The sequence below is a fragment of the Leisingera sp. ANG59 genome, assembly GCF_013317235.1.
Taxonomy (GTDB): domain Bacteria; phylum Pseudomonadota; class Alphaproteobacteria; order Rhodobacterales; family Rhodobacteraceae; genus Leisingera.
This window is the reverse complement of record NZ_WLCM01000036.1, coordinates 1-21,615: the sequence shown is the minus strand read 5'-3', so window position 1 is coordinate 21,615 and position 21,615 is coordinate 1. Positions and strand designations below refer to the sequence as shown.

The window sequence follows — 21,615 nt, the reverse complement described above, 5'->3', positions numbered from 1 at the left end:
CGGGCGGCTGGCACTAATATCTTGCCATGGCGCGTTTTTGCGGCCTATCGACGGGAATGCGCCTGATCCCGTTCCTGATATCCCTCGTGGTGACGATTGCCGTCGCGGCTGGCGTGTTCCGGGTGTCCAGTGCCTATTTCCGCTCAGAAGAGGTGTCCAAGGCTGAAGGGCGGTTGTCCCTATACCAAAGCTCTGTTGTTGCGGAGCTGGAGCGGTTCTCCCATCTGACCCACGTGCTGGCGCGGGACGCCGCGGTCATTGAAACGGCCGGCGGCGCGGACACAGGCGCGCTGAACCTGCGGCTGGAAGACTTCGCCGCCAAGGCGGGGCTGGATGCGATCTACCTGATGGACACGGCAGGGGTTGCCCTCGCGGCCTCCAATTTCCGCCAGCCCGGCAGTTTTGTCGGGCAGAACTACGCCTTCCGCCCGTACTTCCAGCAGGCGCTGCAAGGCGGGCAGGGGCGGTTTTACGCCATCGGCACAACAACCGGCCTGCCCGGGTATTTTATCGCTGATGCGGTGCGCGGCCCGGATGGTTCGCCTGCGGGTGTCGTTGCGATCAAGATCGGCTTTCAGCCGCTGGAGCAGAGCTGGAGCGGTGCGGGCGAGCAGGTTTTGATGGCCAACGAGGACGGGGTTGTGCTGCTGGCCTCCGACCCGGCCTGGCGGTACCGGGTACTGGCGCCGCTGACGGCTGGCCAGCGGCAGCGGATCAAGGCGGCGCGGCAGTTTCCGGGCCAGGACCTGGCGCCGCTGGAGTGGCAGGCGGGCGAGGGGCCGCGCGCGGTGATTGCCGGGCGGGAGCAGATCCACCTGACGGCAAGCATCCCGCCGCACGGCTGGACCTTGCATTACTTTGCCAGCGACGACCGGGCGGCGGCGCGCAGCTGGCTGGTGACCTCGCTGGTCGGCTTTGCTGCGGGTCTGGCGCTGATCCTGTTCCAGGTCCAGCGGGCGCGGCGGATCGGCGCCGCGCTGGCGCGCGCTGAGCGGGAGGAGGCGCAGCTGCGCCGGGCCAACGAGATGCTGGCAAGCGAGATCGAAGACCGCCGCACCGCGGAACGGCGCCTGAAACGCACCCAGGACGAGCTGGAGCGCGCCAGCCGTCTGGCAGCCCTGGGCAGGCTGGCTGCATCGGTGACGCATGAGCTGGGCCAGCCGATTGCTGCCATGCGGAACCACTTGGTGGCGGCTGAAATCGATCGCAAGGGGCGCAGCGGTTTGCCGGACAAGATCGGTGCGCTGGTGGACCGGATGGAGGGGATCACCCGTCAGCTCAAGTTCTTTGCGACACCGGACGCAGAGGCACAGGCTGCTGTCGACCTGAACGCCGCGATGCGCGCCTCTGCCGCCCTGGTTGCCCCCAATCTGGAGGAGGCGGGGGCCGGGCTGCGGCTGGATCTTTGCCCCGCCCCGGTCAGCGTGCAGGGCAGCCGCCTGCGGATCGAGCAGGTGATGACCAATCTGTTGCGCAATGCCATTGATGCCAGCGAGGACAGCGCGGCGCCGCTGATCGAAGCGCGCACCGGCGCTGCGGACGGCGAGGTCTGGTTTGATATCAAGGACAATGGCCATGGCCTGGGCGAAGCCACGCTGGCTGACTTGCAGGAACCCTTTGTCACCACCCGCGAGAGCGGCCGCGGCATGGGCTTGGGCTTGGCGATCTCTGCCGGTATCGTGCAGGATCACGGCGGCACGATGACGGCCTGCAACAGGGACGCGGGCGGGGCCGTGTTCCGGGTCGCGTTTCCGGTCCGGCCAGCAGAGGAAGAACAGCCATGAGCAGCGCCAGGCCCTTCAGCATCCTGGTCATTGATGATGACAAGGCGATGCGCCAGTCGGTGGCGGAACTGCTGGAGGCCGCGGGCTGGCAGGTCACCGCGGCGGCACGGGCGGCGGCGGGTCTGGAGCGGCTGGCGGAGCTTCAGCCGGATGTCATCCTGTCCGATGTGCGGATGCCCGGCATGTCCGGACTGGATCTGCTGGCCGCACTGGAACCTGCCGCGCCGCCGCTGGTGCTGATTTCCGCCCATGGCGACATTCCGATGGCGGTGAAGGCGATGCAGGACGGGGCCTACAGCTTTGTCGAAAAGCCTTATGAGCCGCGCCGCCTGCTGGCGATCCTGCGCCACGCTGCCGAGCAGCACCGGATGCAGCAAAGCAACGCGCGTCTGAAGGCGCGGCTGTTCGCGCTTTCGGGGCTGGACCGGGTGCTGCTGGGGCAGTCGGCGCCGGTGGTGCAGCTGCGGCAGGACATTCTGGACCTTGCGGATACCGGCACCACGGTTCTGATCGAGGGCGAGACCGGCACCGGCAAGGAGCTGGTCGCCCGCGCATTGCATGATCTGGGGCCAAATGCCGATGCGCCGTTTCTGGCGCTGAACTGCGCCGCGCTGTCGCCTGCCACCTTTGAGGCGGAGATGTTCGGAACCGATGGCGGTCCTGGCGGGAGGCTGCTGGCGGCTTCAGGGGGCACGCTGTTTCTGGATGAGGTCTGTTCCTGTCCGCTGGAAGTGCAGGCCAAGCTGCTGCGGGTGATCGAGGACAAGCAGATCCTGCCCGCAGGCGGCCAGCTGCCGGTGCCGGTCAGCTTCCGCGTGGTTTCGGCCACCAATGAGGATGTTGAACTGGCGGTGCAGGAGAACCGCCTGCGCAAGGATCTGCTGTTCCGCCTGAATACGATGGTGCTGACCCTGCCGCCGCTGCGCCAGCGCCGCGATGACCTGATGCTGCTGGCGGCGCATTTCCTTGAAGAATTCGCGCGGCTTTACGAAACTGCCGTGCCCGATATCTCTCAGGACGATCTGACCGCGCTGCTGGCGCATGATTGGCCGGGGAATGTGCGGGAGCTGCGCAGCGTCTGCGAGCGCCGGGTGCTGGCTGCCCGCCGTGGCGGCGGCACCATGGCAGAGGCTATCCGTATGGATCAGCCCCTGGATGATGTGCCGGATACCCTGCGCGAGGCGGTGGCGGCGTTTGAGCGCGAGCTGATCGGCAAGGCGGTGAAAGCCCACGAAGGCCGCATGGATGCCGCCGCTGAGGCACTGGGAATTGGCCGCCGTACGCTGAACGAAAAGATCGTCAAACTTGGCCTCGACAAGGACGCCCTTCTGTAGCCCGCGCGCCCTGCGGAATTCCGCAGGGCCGCCCGCAGATGCCGCGCGGTTTCCTTCATAGGCAGGCTGCCCGCCGTCCCGGATACTCCCTCAATCATATCCGCATGCATCTGGGAGGAGCACTGATGCGCACTTATCTCAAGGGGGCCGCGCTGGCCGCCCTCACCGCCGCCTTTGGCACCGAAGCCCTGGCCACCGAATGGAATGTCTCGCTGTGGGGCAAGCGCCGGGCCTTTACCGAACATGTCGAGAAACTGGCCGAGCTGGTCAGCGAGAAGACCGGTGGCGAGTTCACCCTGAACATCAGCTATGGCGGGCTCAGCAAGAACAAGGAGAACCTCGACGGCATCTCCATCGGCGCCTTTGAGATGGCGCAGTTCTGTGCTGGCTACCACCGCGACAAGAACCCGACGATCACCGTGCTGGAGCTGCCGTTTCTGGGCGTAACGTCGCTGGAGCAGGAGATCGCGGTCTCGCAGGCTGTCTACCAGCACCCGGCGGTGCAAAAGGATCTGGCGCGCTGGAACGCGACCCTGCTGATGCCCTCGCCGCTGCCGCAGTACAATCTTGTCGGCACCGGGGATGTGCCTGGCACGCTGAAGGATTTTAAGGGGCTGACCGTGCGCGCAACCGGCGGTATCGGCAAGGCAATGGAGGCTGTCGGCGCGGTGCCCACCTCGATGTCGGCCACCGAGGTGCGCCAGGCGATGGACAGCGGCATCGTCAAGGCGGTTGCCTTTGCACCGCATGCGCATATGTCCTTTGGCACCATCGAAAACGGCACCTGGTGGACCACCAACCTGAACCCCGGCACGGTGAACTGCCCGGTGGTGGTGAACACTGATGCGCTGGACAGTCTGTCCGATGAACACCGCGAAGCGCTGCTGGGTTCGGTGGATGAGGCGCTGGCCCATTACGTTGATTTCTACAAGTTCAACTCTCTGGACACCTGGGAACCTGCGCTGGATGCCGCCCGGATTGAGCTGGTGACCTTCCCGGATGCCGAAATCGCCGCCTTCAAGGAGGCCGCCGCGGCACCTGCGGCCCAGGCCTGGATCGAGGAAAACGCCACCCGCGGCCTGCCTGCGCAGGAACTTTACGACCTGGTGACAGGCCTGATCGCCGAAGGCAGCTGACCCTGCCGCGCCCCGCAGCCGCACGCTGCGGGGCGTCTTTTTTCTCCCGTAAAACTGATGGAGTCCCGCCATGGCCGGCTCATCCCTCGTGCTGACAGACGGCAGCCGTCTCAGCGCGCTTGACCAGAAACTCTACCGATTGGAAAAGCCCCTTGCCCTGCTCAGCGGCCTGGCGGTGTTTTCCCTGATGCTGCTTGCCGTTGGCTCCGTCGGCGGGCGCAATTTGTTCAACAGCCCGCTGCCGGGTTATGTGGACTGGATCGAGCAGGCGATGCCGCTGATTGCCTTCATGGGCATTTCCTTTACCCAGCGCGACGGCGGCCATATCCGCATGGACATGCTGGTGGGGGCGCTCAAAGGCCGGGCGCTGTACCTCGCCGAGTTTCTGACCACCGCCGCCGTGCTGGTTCTGATGCTGCTGATGGTCTGGGGAAGCTGGGCGCATTTCCAGCGCAGTTTCGATTTTGCCGCGCCCTGGTGGAGCGCCGACAGCTCAATGGATATCTCGCTGCCGCTCTGGCCTGCGAAACTGCTGGCGCCGGTGGCGTTCAGCGTGCTGTGCCTGCGCCTTTTGCTGCAGCTCTGGGCCTATGGGCGCGCTTTGCGCAGCGGCACCAATACCCCCGTTGCCGTCCCGATGATTGCCGATGCCGCCACCCAGGCAGCGATGGAGGCGGATCACGTCTCCGGCCACGACAGCTGAGGAGTTTCTGATATGGAACCGATTGAAATTGGGCTGACCGTCTCAGCCGGGCTGCTGGTGATGGTGATCCTGGGCATGCGGGTGGCCTTTGCCGCTGCCGCTGCCGGGATGATCGGCCTGATCTGGATCTTCTGGGCCAAGTTCGGCTATGACCCGGCGCGTTTTGGCAAGGCGCTGACCATTGCGGTCAAGACCGCGGGGCAGGTGCCGCATTCCAAGGTGTCCTCCCAGGCGTTGAGCCTCATTCCGACCTTCATCCTGATCGGCTACCTCGCCTATTACGCGGGTCTCACCCGCGCCCTGTTCGAGGCCGCCAAGCGCTGGATGGCCTGGGTGCCGGGCGGGCTGGCGGTGTCTACCGTTTTTGCCACCGCAGGGTTTGCCGCGGTATCCGGTGCCTCGGTGGCCACCTCCGCCGTCTTTGCCCGCATCGCCATCCCGGAGATGCTCAAGATCGGCTATGACAAGCGTTTTGCCGCGGGTGTGGTTGCTGCTGGCGGCACGCTGGCGTCTTTAATCCCGCCCTCGGCCATTCTGGTGATCTATGCGATCATCGTTGAACAGGACGTAGGCAAGCTGCTGCTGGCAGGCTTTATTCCCGGCGCGTTCTCGGCTGTGATCTATGGGCTGCTGATCGTCGGCATGGCAGTGGTGATCAAGGATTTCGGGCCCCGCGTCACCGGCTTTACCTGGCGCCAGCGGTTTGCCGCCCTGCCGCCTGCGCTGCCGATCGTGTTTGTCGTCGTKACCATCATCTTCTTTGTCTACAACCCCTTTGGCGGCGACGCCTGGGGCACCCCGACCGAGGGCGGGGCAATCGGTGCCTTTGTGGTGTTCCTGATGGCCTTGCGCCACGGTATGCGCTGGCGGGAGCTGAAGGATGCGCTCTTGGAGACCGCCAAGCTGAGCGTGATGATCTTCACCATCATCTGGGGGGTGCTGATCTATGTGCGCTTCCTCGGGTTTGCCGATCTGCCCGGCGCCTTTGCTGATTGGATCACCTCCCTGACCATGAGTCCGATGCTGATCCTGGTCTGCATCCTGCTGGCCTATGCCGTCCTGGGGATGTTTATGGACGCAATCGGGATGCTGCTGCTGACGCTGCCGGTGGTTTACCCGGCGGTGATGGCGCTCAATGGCGGCGAAGCGGTTTCGGCTGCGGACAGCACCTTTGGCATGTCCGGCCCGATGTGCGCGATCTGGTTCGGTATTCTGGTGGTCAAGATGGCCGAGTTCTGCCTGATCACCCCGCCCATCGGCCTCAACTGCTTTGTGGTGGCGGGCGTACGCGATGATCTGAGCGTGCAGGACGTGTTCAAGGGCGTGACCCCGTTTTTCATTGCCGACGCAGTGACAATCGCGCTGCTGGTGGCGTTCCCGGCGATTGTGCTGTGGCTGCCGGGGCAAGTCTGACACGCTTTTGATGCGCTGAACCGGGCCGCCTGCTGCTGGGCGGCCCGGCTGTTTTCAGCGGAAGGTCAGCCTGAAACAGGCGCCGCAGCTGGACGGGACAACACTCAGGGTGCCGCCGATAGCCTCTGCCGTTGCCTTGACGATGTTGAGACCCATGCCGGTGCCACCGCTGTCCCGCCGGGTGGTGAAGAAGGGCTGCAGGATCTTGTCCGCGTTGCCTGCGCTGATGCCGGGGCCGTCGTCTGCGATCTGAAGACAGGTGGCCGCGCCGTCCTGACAGGCGGTCAGCACGGCCTGTTTGGCCCCGTGCTGCTGTGCGTTTTCCAGAAGATGGGTCAGGATAATCTGAAGGGTGCGCGCTTCCAGCGGCAGCGGCAGGGTGGCGTTCTCCGTTTTGACGGCAAGTGCCGGGAAGGCTTGTGATATCTGCGCATGGATTTCGTTCAGGCAGCATGTCCCTGCCATCGCGCTTTGATCCGCCAGGCTGAAGGCGCGCATGTTGGCCAGCAGGTCCTCCATCCGCTTGCCGCCCTTGTCCACGGTATCCAGCAGCCGGTGTTTCTGGGCCGGGGGCAGATCGTCGTCGCGCAGCAGTTCTGCAGCGCCTTTCAGAGCCGTAAGCGGCGATTTCAGCTCATGCGTCACATGGGCGGTGTAGGTTTTCAGCGCGTCCTGCTTGTTTTGCAGGCGGCCGGTCAGCGACTGGAAGCTGCGGCTCAGCTCCTCGATCTCGCGGGTGCCGAGCTGGTCCGGCGGCTCCCACGTCTGGCTGCCGTGGCCTGCCAGCTGGCTGCGCTGGATCAGCAGCTGGATCGGGCGGGTGATGAAGCGCCAGAACACATAGCCGATCAGCATGGTGGACAGGGCAATAAAACCCGCGGCCTTGGCGAGGTTGAAGCGCTCGCCATAGAGAAAGCGGAAGATGTGGTTCGGGGTGCGGCTGAGGTAGACCGCGCCGATCAGGGTCTGGTCCGCAAACACCGGCATCGCCACAAAGACGCGCACGCGGGCGCCGCGGCTGAGGGTATAGAGCGCGGGCGGCGCGTCCTCGCGCAGGCGGGTGCGCGCAACTGAGACGGTTTCGCCTGCCAGCGCGCCCTGCACCTCTTGCACATGGCCCAGGAACGTGCCGGTTTCGGCGGTGCCTGCAAAGACGTTGCCGCGGGTGTCAAGGAACCGGTAGCCGGCCAGCGTCTGGGCCTGCGCGGCATTGGCAATGCGGGTCAGCCGGGTTGCGATTTTGCGGTAAGGGGCGCCCGCAGGACCGGAGAGCGGTTTTGCGTCGGGCCGCGGCGGCAGCACGGTTTCGCTGTTGACCGACAGCGACGGAAACACCGCGTGCTCGCCGGAGACGGCGCGTCCGCGGGGCGGTTCGGTGCCGGCCGCGCCTGCATAAAGCTCAGCGTAGACCGCTGACATCACCGCGGCCTGGGTCAGCAGGCTTTCCTCGGTCTGCTGCACCAGCTGGCTGTCATAAAAGCGGAATAGGATCAGCCCGGCAAAGGGCAGGCACAAAACCAGTGCCAGCACCAGGAGCACCACCGCCCAGAGCCGCGGCCGCCATTTGCGCGTCAGGCTGGGGTGCATGCGCCCATCCTGAGGCCGACGCCGTGGACGGTCACGATCCCGTCGGCGCAGCCGGCCTGGGCCAGCTTGGCGCGGATGTTGCGGATGTGGCTGTCGATGGTGCGGTCGGAGACATGGATGTTGTAGCCGTAAAGCGCATCCACCAGCTGCGCCCGCGACAGCACGCGGTCCGGGCGGGCCATCAGGGTGGCCAGCAGCCTGAACTCCGACCCGGTCAGGGCCACCGGCGCGGCAGCGAAGCGGCAGAGGTGGCGGTCCGGATCAAGCTGCAGGCTGCCTTGCGCCAGTACCGCTTCGGGCTGCGCCGGGGCAGCAGGGGCGCTGCGTTTCAGGATCGCCTTGATCCGGGCCACCAGCTCACGCGGGGAGAAGGGTTTGGTCAGGTAGTCGTCGGCGCCAAGCTCCAGCCCGACGATGCGGTCGATCTCGTCATCGCGGGCGGTGAGGAACAGGATCGGCACGTCGGAGGATTTGCGGATCTCGCGGCAGACCTCCAGCCCGTCCTTTTCCGGCAGCCCGATGTCCAGCACGATCAGGTCGGGGTTTGCCTCCCGGCTGGCCTCCAGCGCGGCGAGGCCGTCGCTGGCAAAGACGGTTTCAAAGCCTGCCTTTTCCACCGCGAATCCGGTCACCTCAAGGATATCGGGATCGTCATCGACAACAAGAATGCGGGCTGGCATCAAATGGGGTCCTTCAATTCTGCTGCTGATAATAGGCTTGGATCCGCCACCTCCGAAAGCCCCATTCGCGCCAGTTGGTGATGGCGGTTTTGTACAGGTCATAGTGCATTGCGCTGCCGCAGACCTGCTGTCCGATTTCGGTTTCAAAGGCATGGACGGCGGGGTAGGCACCGGCGCCGAGGCTGCAGATGTAATAGCTGTCCTGTTCCGCCAGCGTGCTGCCGTGTGTCAGGTTGTAGCGGGCGATAACTTCGGCGAAGTTCACGAAACCGCAGATGTAAAGAGTGCCCAGAAGTGCGGCAAAGCAGCGGCGCAGCAGCCAGGCATTGCCGTGGCCGCGGTGGATTTGCATCACGGTCAGCACCAGTCCCGCCAGCACCAGTGCCATCCAGATAAAGGCGGCCACCCGCAGGTAAGTCAGCGCATAGGCCCCGACGTAATGGTGCAGCCGGATGGCTGCGGTCAGCACCAGGAACATGTTCTGCGCCAGCCAGAGGTAGACCAGAGCGCGCAAGCTGCGGTCGGTGCCGGTCATGCTGCGCGTCACCAGTGTGAACACGCCGGCCAGCAGTGCCGTCACCACCAGCGGATAGGAGCCGCGGTGGGCGTAAGAGGCATAGCTCATCCTTTCAGGCAGGGACACGCCGCCGGTCAGGATGCCGAGGTCCATCACCGTTTGGACCAGAAACAGCAGGTTGAACAGCACCAGCGAATTGCGCACCGAGACCGGGTTGATCAGAAAGGCGGCCCGGCTTGGGCCTGCTTTTTGCATGGAGACGGGCGGTGCTGCACTGCCCAGCCATGTCCCGCTGAGGTTGAGGCAGGGCCACAGCAGAGCTGCCATCACGGTCCAGAACAGGAGCCGCAGCCAGAATTCCAGCTCGAACAGGCGGCCGGGGTCCAGCTCTGCCAGAAACTCCTCCAGCACGGGGTTGGCAGAGGCCAGCAGCATCAGGAAAACCGCCCCCATGAGCAGCGGCAGCGCTAGCGAGGCCGCCTGGCGGCGGGCGCCTGAGCTGAGGTCCGAGGCAGGCATGGCGCGGAATGCATCGCGCAGCAGCAGCACGGCGCCAACCGTTGGCAGGCGCAGGGCGGTGCGCAGCGCCAACTTCTCGCTGACGGCTGGGCCGTAGATTGCCCAGGCCGTCAGGCAGATCAGGCCGCCGAGGCTGAACAGGACGGACAGGAACTGCAGCTCAATTGCCGCAGGCAGGTTGCTGAGCAGGGCAAAACCTGCGGCGCCTGCCCATTCGCGGGCTGTTGGCCGGCGGGGCTTCATCGCCATGACGGCGGCAGAGAGGATCAGCGCAAAGACTGCAACCGAAATGCCCGCCGGCTGATCCCAGAACAGCCAGTCCGCAACTGCAACCAGCGATGCCAGAAGCGGAATTGCATGGCGCATTCGCAACGAGGCGAAAAGCGGCCCGCCGTCCTTGCGGCGGCGGGGCTGCGCCTGCGGCGGCCCGTCCGCCGTTTCCAGCCACCACCCATCCAGCCTGATGCTGTCGGGCACCCCGTGAATAACCAGTTCCTGCCTCATGTCCTGTCTCCTGCTCTCAAATCTCTTTGCCAGGCAGGATGAGGCCCGCGCTTGCAGCTTTGGCGTGCTGTCTCCGCAGGTTTAAGGGGGCTTTTGTGCAGATTTCGTGCATGGAAGCGGCGTCAGCCTGATGACGTTTCCCGGGTGTGCTGCCGCATGATGACTCGCGCGTGCATCTGGCGTTTGCGGCCGCGAGTGCGGCAGGCCGATTGAGCCTGCCCCTCGCTTCTGCCGCCGCCGCAAGCGCCTCAGGGGGCCATCTTGCCTTCGGCAAAGATCCGGGCGGCGGCCACCGCCTCCGGGTCCGGCTCGACCCCGGTGAAGCCCAGCAAATAGCCCTCCAGCCGGGCGGTGCGGGCCTGCATCGGTTCACGCACTTCCAGCGCGTGATAGCCGCATTGCATGAAATAGAGGATCCGGGCGCGGGCCTCTGCTTCATAGGCGGAGTAGCCGTGGCACTCATACATGGCCGTCACGGCGGCAAGCCGCTGCGCATCCGCCGCGTCGATCCGGTTGCGCACCTTGCCGTCGCGGCGCGACCATTCGCGGACCGCGAAGTCCAGGGATGCGTCGAACAGGTCCGGGTCGACAAAGCAGCGGAAGAAATTGCAGACCGCCCAGGAGATATTGGCGGCGGGCAGGTTGCAATGGTCGAGGATGGGCGCGGTGTTGCGCGCCTCCCAATCGTCCAGCAGCGCCTCCAGCAAGTGTTTGCGGCTTTTGAAGTACCAGTAGAAGCTGGAGCGCGAGACGCCGAGCCGCTCGCCGATCGCCAGCACCTTGACCCCGGCCACCCCTTCGCTGACCAGCAGGTCGCGGGCCACGTTCAGCCAGTCCTCCGGCGTGACCTTCACATGGCCGCTCAGCGGTTCCTTGTCGGGGTTGTCCCGGTGCAGCACAGGGGCGGCGCGTCTGGCCATGTCAGCTCTCCGGCGGGGCGCCGCCTTCCGCGGTGCGTTTGGCGATGAAGGCCTGCAGGGCCTCAGCGCGGGTATCATCCGTTGCGGGCCGGTTATCACGGGCGAGGATGTCCTTCCAGACCCGGGTGGCGCGCTGGCTGGCATCCAGGGCGCCGCGTTCTGTCCAGGTGCCGAAATTGGCGTAGTCATGCACCACCGGCCCATAGAATTCGGTGCTGTAGCGCTCCATGGTCTGGGGGGCGGCAAAGAAATGCCCCTGCGGCTCCACCTGTGTCAGGGCGCTGGAGTAGCCTATTTCGTCCGTTCCGGCCTCAGCGCCTGCGCAAAGTTCGGCAATCATGTTCAGCACTTCGGCGTCGGTTATCAGTTTCTCGTAGGAGACCGAAAGCCCGCCTTCGAGCCAGCCGGCCGAGTGGATGATCACGGTGGCGCCGGCCATCAGGCAGCCCCAGAGGCCCATCTGGTTTTCATTGGCGGCCTGCACATCATTGCAGTTTGAGGCCGACCCTGCGGCAGAGCGCCATGGAAGCCCGAGGTGCCGCGCCAGCTGGCCTGCGGCCAGCGAGGCCTGAAAATGCGCGGGCGTGCCAAAGGCCGGGGCGCCGGATTTCATGTCGACGTTGGAGGTAAAGGTGCCATAGCACACCGGTGCGCCGGGGTTTGTCAGCTGGGTCAGCGTCAGCGCGGCCAGCACCTCCGCATGGCTGAGGGTGATGGCGCCCGCAACGGTAATCGGCGCCATGGCGCCCATCAGGGTGAATGGCGTGATGATCGAGACCTGGCCGTTGCGGGCAAAGTCGATCAGCCCCTGCGCCATCGGAATGTCCAGCGTGCGCGGGCTGTTGGTGTTGATGATGGTGTAACAGCGCGGGTCTGCCCTGAACTCCGCGTCAGACACCCCGCGAAAATCGCGGATCATCTCGAAGCAGTCCATCACCTGCGGCGTGCCGCGCGAGAAGATGAAGGGGAACTTGTCGGTCCGGGTCATCTGCGCCTCGGTGGTGAAGTAATGGCGCAGATGGATGGGGACGTCCTGCGGCTCCACCTGGGGGGAGATCATGTGGAAGACGTCGAAGTGATGGGTGAGCTGCAGGTATTCCAGGTAATCCCGGGCGGAGCCAGGGCGGCGGCCGCGTTCCAGATCGGTGGCATTGGGGGCACCGGCGCCGGCCTGGAACACCAGGCTGCCCAGCTCCAGCGTGATATCGCGGTCCCGTGCCCCGGCGCGGCAGGTGATCGAGCGGGGCGCGGTGGCCAGCGCCGCCTCCACCATGTCGCGGCCGATATAGACCATTTCGCTGTCTTCATCGACGCGGGCGCCACCCTTGGCGTAGATCTTGCGGGCCTCTGGCAACAGCACCTTCATGCCCAGTTCCTCGAGCATTTTCAGCGCGGTTTCATGCATGTCCGCGATCTGATGCGCCGGGAAGACCTCCATCAGCGGGAAGGGATTTTTCAGCTGGCGGTAGTTTGTCTTGCGCTGCGGGGCAGGGGCGGCGTCGCCGCCGCGTCCCCGCCGCCGGCGTCCACGGGCGGCGCTGTCATTTTCGATGGTCATGGCCTTAACCTCTCATCGCTCTGCCGGAGGGGTCGTAGGGGGAGGACGCAATCACGCGGGCGGCGCGTTCCTGGCCGACGATATGGACGGTCAGTCCGGTGCCCTCTGCGGCGGCGTCGCGGTCCACCATTGCCATGGCGAGTGATTTGCCCACGGTATGGCCATAGCCGCCGGAGGTGACAAAGCCGACGCGGGTTTCGCCCTGCCAGACCGGCTCAAAGCCGCTGGCGTCGGCGTCCGTTGCGTCCACCTCCAGTGTCACCACGACTTGTTCCGGGCCGCCTGCGTCACGTTCCTTCAGCACGGCGCCGCGGCCGATGAAGTCCTTGTCCCAGTCGATCCAGCGGTCCATGCCGGTTTGTGCTGCGGTGTAGCCTTGGGTGAATTCCGCGCTCCAGATGCCGAAGCTTTTCTCCAGCCGCAGGCTGAGCAACGCGTTGAAACCGTATTCGCGGATGCCGAGGTCGGCGCCAGCCTCCAGCAGGGTTTCGCGCAGGGTGATGTGCTCGGCGGCCGAGCAATGGAGTTCAAAGCCCAGCTCACCCGCAACCGAGAGGCGGCCCACCTTGAGGCGCAGCATGCCGATGTCGAAGGTGCCGCAGCCCATGAAGGCCAGGTCTGCGATGGGGCCATCGGTCAGCTTTTCCAACACCTTGCGGCTGTTCGGGCCGGAGAGGCTGAAGCCGGTGACGGCATCGGTCACGTCGCGCACCTCGACCCCTTCGCCCATGTGGTCCTGGAACCAGCGCATGTGCCATTCGCGCAGGTAGTAGCTGCCCATGATCCACCAGCTGCCGTCGCCCCAGTTGAACACGGTGAGGTCGCCCTTGAGGCGGCCTTCGGGCGACAGCATCGGCGCCAGTTTGGCGCGGCCCGGGGCGGGGAGTTTGGAGGCCATCAGGCGGTCGAGCCAGGCCTCGGCCCCTGTGCCCGTGACCTCGAACCGCGAGAAGGCGGAAATATCCAACAGGCCCACGGACTCGCGCACGGCCTTGCATTCGTCCGCGACGATATCAAAGGCGTTGGAGCGTTTCAGGGTCGGGGTTTCGGTGAAGTCTTCCGACGGGGCGAAATAGAGCGGGATTTCCAGCCCGTAGCTTGCACCCCAGCGACAGCCAGCGGCGGTCATACCGTCATAGGCGGGGGCCTTTTTCAGCGGGCGGCCGGCGGGCAGCTGCTCGTTCGGGTAGGTCATCACAAAGCGGCGGGTGTAGAACTGGCCGGTGGTTTCCTTGATGAAGCGCTTGTTCTGGGCGTAGTCGCCGAAACGGGCCACATCCATGCCAAAAACATCCGCCGCCGGCTCGCCGTGGATCATCCATTCGGCCAGCGACTTGCCGACGCCGCCGCCCTGCAGGAAACCGGCCATCACGCCGCAGGCGCACCAGTAGCCGGGCTTGCCGCGCACCGGGCCAACCAGCGGGTTGCCGTCGGGGGCAAAGGTGAAGGCGCCGTTGACCCAGGTCTTGACGCCGGTGTGCTGCAAGGCCGGGTAGCGTTCGAAGCCCAGCGTCAGTTCGCGCTCGATCCGGTCGGGGTCTTCCTGCTGCAGTTCGAACCCGTATTCCCAGGGCGCGCCGTCCATCATCCAATGCTCGTGGTCGATCTCGTAGATGCCCAGGAGGATGCCCTTCTGGTCCTGGCGCATATAGGTGAAGCCTTCGAGGTCCACGGTCATCGGCACCTCGAAGTCGAGCTGTTCCAGTTCGGGGATGGTGTCGGAGATCAGGTAATGGTGGTTGAGCGGCGAGACCGGCAGTTCGATGCCCGCCATGCGGCCCACCTGCTTGGCCCAGAGGCCCGCGGCATTGACCACATGTTCGGCGTGGATGGTGCCCTTTTCGGTCACCACCTGCCAGCCGCCCTCCACCTGGTGCAGTTCCAGCACCCGGTTGTGCTCGATCACCTCGGCGCCGCGTTTCTTGGCAGCCCCGGCATAGGCGTGCACGGTGCCGGTGGTGTCGACATAGCCCTCGCGGTCGGCCCACATGCCGCCGATGATGCCCTCGGTGGACATGATCGGACACAGCTCGCCGGCCTCCTGCGGGGTGATCAGGCGGCAGTCGTCGATGCCGATCGACTGGAAGGTGCGGTAAGCCGATTGCAGCCATTCCCAGCGGTCGGGGGTGCCTGCCAGGGTCATGCCGCCGGTCATGTGCATGCCGACGGACTGGCCGGATTCTTGTTCGATCTCGGACAGGAGGTCGATGGTATAGGCCTGCAGCGAGGCGATGTTCGGGTCGGCGTTCAGCGCGTGAAAACCGCCCGCGGCGTGCCAGCTGGAGCCGGCGGTCAGAACCGAGCGTTCGATCAGGCAGACGTCGGTCCAGCCGAACTTGGCCAAGTGATAGAGGACGGAGGCGCCGACAACGCCGCCTCCGATGACAACGGCACGATAGTGCGACTTCATAGCTTTGCTCCCTGTCTGCCGCCGCCGGGCCGGCGGGGAGGCCCCCGAATCCGCCTTTTGGACATTTCTGTCCAATTGATCGGCGATCCTGGACAGTCTTGTCCAGAAAAAAATTCCGGGATCTTTCGCGGGGGGCGCTATTTGCCGGATGTACGGGTATTGGTCCGGGCTTCCGCCCAGGTGCCGGTGCGCAGGGTTTGCGGGGCAAACCTGCCAGGGCCGGTCCGCCAGGGCAGGGCGGATTCCAGCCAAAGCCCCTTGTGCAGGGTAAAGCGCCAGCCGCGCTGCGCCCGTTCAAAACCCGTCACGTCCGGGTGGTCTTCTTCCAGCAGCTCCACCGTGCCGGTCAGCAGCAGAAGGCTGCCGGTCTCGAAGTCCGGTAAGGCCAGGCCAGCGCGCGGATTCAGCAGGAAATTTCCCAGCGTGTTGAAGTGGTTGTTGCCGCGAAAATCCGGGATGGTGAGGGTGTTGCCCGCCACCCGGACAAAACCGGGCCGCCCGCCGCGGTGGGAGACATCGACGCCCTCGCGTCCCGGGTCTGCTCCGGCGGGGATGTGGCTGGCAACAAAGAATGTGTCGGCCTGGGCGATCCGCGCGCTGTGCTCCGGCGGCAGTGTGGTAAAGGCCTGCGGGGGCGCAGGGGCTGCGTCATTGGCGGGGGTCAGATCCCGCTCCTGAATATACTGCGGGCAATTGCCAAAGGACTGGTCCACCCGCAGGGTGAAACCTTCCGGGCCTGCTGAAATGATCCGCCCGTTCAGCCGGTTGCGGCGGCGGCTGTGCAGCTCAATCCCCAACATCCCCAGCGGTGCGCCCTCGCGGATGGCGGTCGGGACCGGGTCCCCTGCAGTTCCGTTCAGCGATACTTGCAGGTGCTCCGGGTCGGGCGAGACGGCAAAGCCGGGCGCACCGCTCAGCAGGGTGGCCCAGGGCCAGCCGTCCGCGTCCACGGCGCCGGCGGCAACGAACGGCAGCTGGGCAAAGAATTCCCGGTGCTCATCAGGCATGAAGGGGCGGATCATCCGGCGGCCCAGGGTTTCTGCCATCTCGCGCTTGCCCGCGCGGCGCTGCATTTCCTGTTCTCCTGCGTGGAAGGGCGAGGGGCTGTCTGCGTCATGGGGCATTAGAGCCTCCTTTAGCTGGAGCGCTGCGGCGGCGGCCCGATGGACCGCCGCCCGCGGGATCAGGCTGCGAGGCCGGACTTGGTTGCGGGCATAGGCTTGAAGCCTTTCAAGCCTTCGATATTTGCCAGCAGGGCGCGGAGATTGGGGTAAGGCTCCAGCGAGATGCCGCCCTCCGGCGCGTGAGCGATGTAGGAATAGGCGGCCACGTCGGCGATGGTAGGGGCGTCGCCGACCAGGAAGCGGCGGCCCTCCATATGGGCGTCGATCTTGCCCAGCACGCGGGCGGCTACGGTGGCGCAAAACTCAGCATCCAGCGGGGCGTTGAAGACGTTGATCAGCCGTGCCGCTGCCGGGCCAAAGGCGATCTCGCCCGCCGCAAGGGTCAGAAACTTCTGCACCTCGGCCTCTTGCACCGGATCGGTAGGCAGCCAGGACGGCGCGTATTTGCGGGCCAGGTAGACCAGGATGGCGTTGGAATCGCTGATCACCGTTTCGCCGTCCTCGATCACCGGCACCTGGCCTGCCGGGTTCAGCGCCAGGAAAGGCGGCTGTTTATGTTCACCACCGGCTAGGTCGACGTTCACCACCTCATGGGCGATGCCGGTGAGGCTGGCAAACAGTTCTACCCGGTGGGCGTGGCCGGAGAGGGAGAAGCTGTGGATGCGGATCGGATGTGCCATGTCTGGGGTCCTTTGCTGCGGCATCGGCCGCTGGTTTCTGAAGACACCCAGTTGATACACCCCGCCAAACATGGCGATAATATTCCAATTCATGGAAAGATTATGTACATTTCATTCATAACTGATGCCGGAGACCCCGCGATGGACAAGCTGGACTGCATGCGCGCCTTTGCTGCGGTGGCGGCGCAAAGCTCCTTTACCGGCGGTGCCCGGCAAATGGGGATCAGCACCAAGCTGGCCAGTAAATACGTTGCCCGGCTTGAGGAGCAGTTGGGTGCGCAACTGCTGAACCGCACCACCCGCAAGGTGACGGTGACCGATACCGGCCGCGCCTATCTGGAGCGCTGCCTGCCGCTTCTGGATCAATTCGACGAACTGGAGGACGTGGTGCAGCTGCGCCAGCAGGAGCTGGCAGGACCGATCCGCATCACTGCACCCACAGGGTTCGGCAGCCGCGAACTGGTGGAGGCGCTGCAGCCCTTCCAGCGGACGCACCCCAAGGTCTCGGTGGAGCTGGTGCTGTCCGACCGGCATCTGCCGATGCTGGAGGAGGGGGTCGATCTGGCCGTGCGTTTCGGTGCCCTGAAGGATTCGACGCTGGTGGCGCGCAAGCTTTGTGACATGCGGCTGGTGGTGGTGGCGTCGCCGGACTATCTGGCCGAGCACGGCGAACCGGCGGAGCCGGAGGCGCTGGCCACTCACAACTGCCTGCTGCAGATGACCTCGCCGCAACCGGACGCCTGGGTCTTTGGCAAGGGCGCGGCGCAACGGACCGTCACCGCCGGCGGCAGCTTCCGGGCCAATTCGCCCCGGGCGGTGGCGCATATGGCCGCAAGCGGTCTTGGTATTGCGCGCTGCCCGCACTACACCGCGCTGCCGTTCCTGCGCGACGGCAGGCTGCAAGTGCTTTTCGAAAAACAGGAAACCGACCCGGCAACGCTTTACGCCGTTTACCCCTCCAGCCGCCACCTGACGGTGCGAATCCGGGCGCTGATTGACCATCTGGCAGTCTGTTTCGGGCCGGGCTTTCCAGCCTGAGAACCTGCTGCTTCTTTCTGGTGGCCAATACCCCGGAGAGCGCGAGAGGCCTGCCCTTCGTATCGGTAACAAGGCCAATATCATGCAGTTGCAGCAATTCGGGCAACAATATTGCCCTATATATTTTATGCTTGAAATATATATTCAAGCCTGCGTAGGCTGATCCCGAGGGCTGGCACAAGATCAGCCGGGGCGATGCGGGCTGCAGCGGGTCTTGGCTTCTGCCGGGGCGGCGTTAAAGTCGCAAGCATTTGATCAAGAACCCTGGCTTCGGGCCGGGGCCTATTCTGGGAGGAAAGACGTAATGAAGACCATTCGGATGCTCGCCATGGCAGCGGCGGTCCCGGCGCTGGCGGCTGCGGCCCAGGCCGACACCAAGATCGGCATGATCACCACCCTGTCCGGCGGCGGCGCGGGGCTGGGCGTGGATGTGCGCGACGGTTTCATGCTGGCGATCGAACAGGACGGCCGCGAGGGCGTCGAGGTGGTGATCGAGGACGATCAGCGCAAGCCCGACGTTGCGGTGCAGATCGCCGACCGGATGATCCAGTCCGAGAAGGTGGACATCATGACCGGCATCATCTGGTCGAACCTGGCGATGGCGGTGGTGCCCGCGGCGACCGCGCAGAACGTGTTCTACCTATCGCCGAACGCGGGCCCCTCGGCCCTGGCGGGCAAGCGCTGCCATCCKAATTACTTCAACGTAGCCTGGCAGAACGACAACCTGCACGAGGCTGCGGGCGCCTATGCCAATGAGGCGGGGCTGAAGAACAGCTTTATCCTGGCGCCGAACTACCCGGCGGGCCAGGACGCGCTGACCGGTTACAAAAGGATGTACCAGGGCGAGCTGGCGGGTGAGATCTACACCAAGCTGGGGCAGACCGATTACGCTGCCGAAATCGCCCAGATCCGGGCCTCGGGTGCGGACTCGGTCTATTTCTTCCTGCCCGGCGGCATGGGGATTTCCTTTCTCAAGCAGTACGCAGGCAGCGGTGTCGATCTGCCGGTCGTCGGCCCGGCGTTCTCCTTTGACCAGGGCATCCTGCAGGCGGTGGGCGATGCCGCGCTGGGGGTGAAGAACACCTCGCAATGGAACAAGGACATCGACAATGAGGCCAACGCTGAGTTTGTCGCGTCCTTCCAAGAGAAATACGGCCGTCTGCCGTCGCTGTACGCGAGCCAGGGCTTTGACACCGCCAACCTGATCCTGAGCGCGCTGGACAAGGCAGAGCCTGCCGACCAGGACGCCTTCCGGGCGGCGCTGAAGGCGGCGGATTTCGCTTCCGTGCGCGGCAGCTTCAAGTTCGGGGACAACCATCACCCGATCCAGGACATCTATGTCCGCGAAGTGATCAAGGAAGGCGATGTCTTTACCAACAAGATCATCGCCACCGGCCTGAAAGACCACGCCGACGCCTATGGCGGCGAGTGCAAGATGTGACCTGAGCCACTGAGCGGAGACGCCTGTCCGGCGTCTCCGCAAGCGGCCAAGCTTCCCCCTCGGAAATCCGAAAATGACTTATATTCTTGTTCTGGAGCAGATCCTGAATGGGCTCCAGCTCGGGGTGATGCTGTTTCTGATGGCAGCCGGGCTGACGCTGGTGTTCGGGGTGATGGGGCTGATCAACCTCGCCCACGGCTCGCTCTATATGGTGGGCGCCTTTGCCGCCGCTGCGGTGGCGGGCTGGACCGGCTCGTTCCTGCTGGCGCTGGCCGCGAGCCTCGCCGCCGCGGCCGCCGCCGGGGCGCTGATKGAGCTAGTGGTGATCCGGCGCCTTTACCGGCGCGACCATCTGGACCAGGTGCTCGCGACCTTTGCGCTGATCCTGATTTTCTCTGAAGGCACCCGCTGGCTGTTCGGCTCCTTCCCGCTGTTCCTGGATGTGCCGGCCTACCTGTCGGGGCCTGTCAGCCTGCCGGGCGGCATTGAATACCCGCTTTACCGGCTGACCATCATCCTGATCGGATTGGGCATCGCCGCCGGGCTGTTCCTGCTGATCGCGCGCACCCGCATCGGCATCCAGATCCGCGCAGGCGAGGCGGACCGGGAGATGATTGCCGCCCTCGGCGTCGATATTTCCAAACTCTACACGCTGGTCTTTGCCCTTGGCGCGGCGCTGGCCGGGCTGGCAGGCGCGCTGGTTGGCGCGATCCAGTCGGTGCAGGTCGGCATGGGGGAGCCGGTGCTGATCCTGGCCTTTGTGGTGATCGTGATCGGCGGTATCGGCTCCATCAAGGGCGCGCTGGCCGGGGCGCTGCTGGTGGGGATGACCGATACGCTGGGCGGCGTGTTCCTGCCGCAGCTGTTTGGCCTGTTTCTGGACCCGGCCAGCGCGGCCTCTGCCGGGGCGTCGCTGGCGTCAATGCTGATCTATATCCTGATGGCGGCGATCCTGCTGGTGCGCCCCTCGGGTCTGTACGGGGGGAGCGCATGATGATGACGCGCGAGAGCCTGCTCAATTGGGCGATGATTGCGGCGCTGCTGATCGTGCCGGTGGCGGCGTGGAGCCTGGATGAGCCGTTCATCATCACCCTGGCGACCAAGGCCGCGATCCTGGCACTGGCGGGGGTCGGGCTGAACATTGCCCTTGGCCTTGGCGGGCTGATCAGCCTGGGCCATGCGGCGTTTTTCGGGATCGGCGGCTATGCCATGGGCATTCTGGCCGCCCATGCCCAAAATTATGAGCCGCTGTTTGAATGGCCCTTCCTGTTTGAGGGCAGCAACCAGATGCCGCTGATCTGGCTGGTTGCGGTTGTGTTCAGCGCGCTTGCCGCGCTGGTGATCGGGGCGCTGTCGCTGCGCACCTCGGGTGTCTATTTCATCATGATCACCCTCGCCTTCGGGCAGATGCTTTACTACTTCGCGATCAGCTGGAGCGCTTACGGCGGCGAGGACGGGCTGTCGATCTGGGTGCGCAACGATTTTCCCGGCCTCAACACCCTGGATCCGATCCAGTTCTTTGCCATCGCCTATGTCATCCTCTGCCTGGCGCTGGTTTTCGCGGCGCGGCTGGCGCGCTCACCCTTCGGGCTGGCGCTGGCAGCAGCGCGGCAGAATGAGGACCGGGTGCAGGCGGTGGGCCTCACGCCGTTTGCCCTGCGGCTGACCGCCTTTGTGATTTCCGGTGCGATCACTGGGCTGGCGGGCGCTCTGTTTGCCGACCTGAACCGCTTTGTCAGCCCCACCATGCTCAGCTGGCATACCAGCGGCGAGATCATGATCTTTGTGATCCTCGGCGGTGTCGGGCGGCTGTATGGGCCGGTTGCGGGTGCTGCGCTTTACATCATGCTGGAGCATCTCCTGGGCGGGGTCAGCGATTACTGGCAGATCTTCCTGGGCGTGCTTCTGCTGCTGATCGTGCTGTTTGCCCGCGGCGGGCTGATCGGGGCGCTGGCTGGACGGGAGAAGGCGCATGGCTGATGCGGTTCTGAAAACCAAGAGCCTGAGCAAGAGCTTTGGCGCGTTGCAGGCGAGCAAGGATGTCTCGCTGGACCTGCGGCCCGGGGAAATCCACGCGCTGATCGGGCCGAACGGGGCGGGCAAATCCACCCTGATCAAGCAGATCGCGGGCAATATCGCGCCGGACAGCGGCTCAGTTGAACTGCTGGGCCGGGATGTTACCGCGCTGGACACCGTGGCGCGGGCGCGGATGGGGCTGGGGCGGACGTTCCAGATCTCGGCGCTGGCGATGGAATACACCGTGCTGC

The 21,615-nt window shown here is 65.1% G+C and carries 18 protein-coding genes; 10 read left to right on the top strand and 8 right to left on the bottom strand.

Translation table 11 applies throughout. The features are described from left to right. Positions 1-26 precede the first annotated feature (26 nt). From GKC28_RS21110 to GKC28_RS21090, 5 genes are all read left to right on the top strand, one after another. Positions 27-1,784 carry an ATP-binding protein gene (locus GKC28_RS21110; protein WP_368041155.1) on the top strand — a complete coding sequence of 586 codons (1,758 nt, stop codon included), beginning with the start codon at positions 27-29 and terminating at the stop codon, positions 1,782-1,784. After that, positions 1,781-3,118 (top strand): sigma-54 dependent transcriptional regulator, encoded by a 1,338-nt coding sequence (locus GKC28_RS21105; protein WP_174148968.1) that lies wholly within the window; start codon positions 1,781-1,783, stop codon positions 3,116-3,118. The genes GKC28_RS21110 and GKC28_RS21105 overlap by 4 nt, the downstream gene beginning before the upstream one ends. 125 nt (positions 3,119-3,243) lie before the next feature. Beyond that, positions 3,244-4,254 carry a C4-dicarboxylate TRAP transporter substrate-binding protein gene (locus GKC28_RS21100; RefSeq protein WP_174148967.1) on the top strand — a complete coding sequence of 337 codons (1,011 nt, stop codon included), beginning with the start codon at positions 3,244-3,246 and terminating at the stop codon, positions 4,252-4,254. A gap of 70 nt (positions 4,255-4,324) precedes the next feature. After that, entirely contained in the window at positions 4,325-4,957 is a 633-nt protein-coding gene (locus tag GKC28_RS21095) for a TRAP transporter small permease (protein ID WP_174148966.1), read from the top strand. A gap of 12 nt (positions 4,958-4,969) precedes the next feature. Further along, positions 4,970-6,370: a TRAP transporter large permease gene (locus tag GKC28_RS21090; RefSeq protein WP_174148965.1), complete on the top strand. Its 1,401-nt coding sequence runs from the start codon at positions 4,970-4,972 to the stop codon at positions 6,368-6,370. A gap of 54 nt (positions 6,371-6,424) precedes the next feature. Here GKC28_RS21090 and GKC28_RS21085 read toward each other — a convergent pair whose 3' ends face one another. The 8 genes from GKC28_RS21085 to GKC28_RS21050 form a co-directional block, all read right to left on the bottom strand. Further along, complete coding sequence (locus GKC28_RS21085; RefSeq protein WP_174148964.1) at positions 6,425-7,957, bottom strand: HAMP domain-containing sensor histidine kinase; 1,533 nt, start codon at positions 7,955-7,957, stop codon at positions 6,425-6,427. Next, complete coding sequence (locus tag GKC28_RS21080; protein ID WP_174148963.1) at positions 7,942-8,637, bottom strand: response regulator transcription factor; 696 nt, start codon at positions 8,635-8,637, stop codon at positions 7,942-7,944. The genes GKC28_RS21085 and GKC28_RS21080 overlap by 16 nt, the downstream gene beginning before the upstream one ends. 13 nt (positions 8,638-8,650) lie before the next feature. Further along, positions 8,651-10,177, bottom strand: coding sequence for a DUF4153 domain-containing protein (locus tag GKC28_RS21075; protein ID WP_174148962.1), 1,527 nt, complete (start codon positions 10,175-10,177; stop codon positions 8,651-8,653). A 248-nt stretch (positions 10,178-10,425) separates the two neighbouring features. Continuing rightward, a complete protein-coding gene (locus tag GKC28_RS21070; RefSeq protein ID WP_174148961.1) occupies positions 10,426-11,097 on the bottom strand; it encodes a TetR/AcrR family transcriptional regulator in 672 nt (223 codons plus the stop codon). Between the two features lies 1 nt (position 11,098). After that, positions 11,099-12,655, bottom strand: coding sequence for a trimethylamine methyltransferase family protein (locus GKC28_RS21065; RefSeq protein ID WP_174148960.1), 1,557 nt, complete (start codon positions 12,653-12,655; stop codon positions 11,099-11,101). 4 nt (positions 12,656-12,659) lie between these two features. Continuing rightward, on the bottom strand, positions 12,660-15,065 hold the full coding sequence (locus tag GKC28_RS21060; protein WP_174148959.1) for an FAD-dependent oxidoreductase: 2,406 nt from the start codon (positions 15,063-15,065) through the stop codon (positions 12,660-12,662). A 137-nt stretch (positions 15,066-15,202) separates the two neighbouring features. Next, positions 15,203-16,189: a pyridoxamine 5'-phosphate oxidase family protein gene (locus GKC28_RS21055; protein ID WP_174148958.1), complete on the bottom strand. Its 987-nt coding sequence runs from the start codon at positions 16,187-16,189 to the stop codon at positions 15,203-15,205. A gap of 59 nt (positions 16,190-16,248) precedes the next feature. Continuing rightward, complete coding sequence (locus tag GKC28_RS21050; protein WP_174148957.1) at positions 16,249-16,869, bottom strand: glutathione S-transferase family protein; 621 nt, start codon at positions 16,867-16,869, stop codon at positions 16,249-16,251. A 141-nt stretch (positions 16,870-17,010) separates the two neighbouring features. Here GKC28_RS21050 and GKC28_RS21045 point away from each other — a divergent pair, with 141 nt between their 5' ends. The 5 genes from GKC28_RS21045 to GKC28_RS21025 form a co-directional block, all read left to right on the top strand. Further along, complete coding sequence (locus GKC28_RS21045; RefSeq protein WP_174148956.1) at positions 17,011-17,907, top strand: LysR family transcriptional regulator; 897 nt, start codon at positions 17,011-17,013, stop codon at positions 17,905-17,907. A gap of 304 nt (positions 17,908-18,211) precedes the next feature. After that, positions 18,212-19,348, top strand: a complete 1,137-nt coding sequence (locus tag GKC28_RS21040; protein ID WP_174148955.1) for an ABC transporter substrate-binding protein — start codon at positions 18,212-18,214, stop codon at positions 19,346-19,348. 73 nt (positions 19,349-19,421) lie between these two features. Next, positions 19,422-20,342 (top strand): branched-chain amino acid ABC transporter permease, encoded by a 921-nt coding sequence (locus GKC28_RS21035; protein WP_174148954.1) that lies wholly within the window; start codon positions 19,422-19,424, stop codon positions 20,340-20,342. A 2-nt stretch (positions 20,343-20,344) separates the two neighbouring features. Continuing rightward, positions 20,345-21,328, top strand: coding sequence for a branched-chain amino acid ABC transporter permease (locus GKC28_RS21030; protein WP_174148987.1), 984 nt, complete (start codon positions 20,345-20,347; stop codon positions 21,326-21,328). Then, a partial coding sequence (locus GKC28_RS21025; RefSeq protein ID WP_174148953.1) for an ATP-binding cassette domain-containing protein occupies positions 21,321-21,615 on the top strand: 295 nt, incomplete at its 3' end. The genes GKC28_RS21030 and GKC28_RS21025, both read left to right, overlap by 8 nt.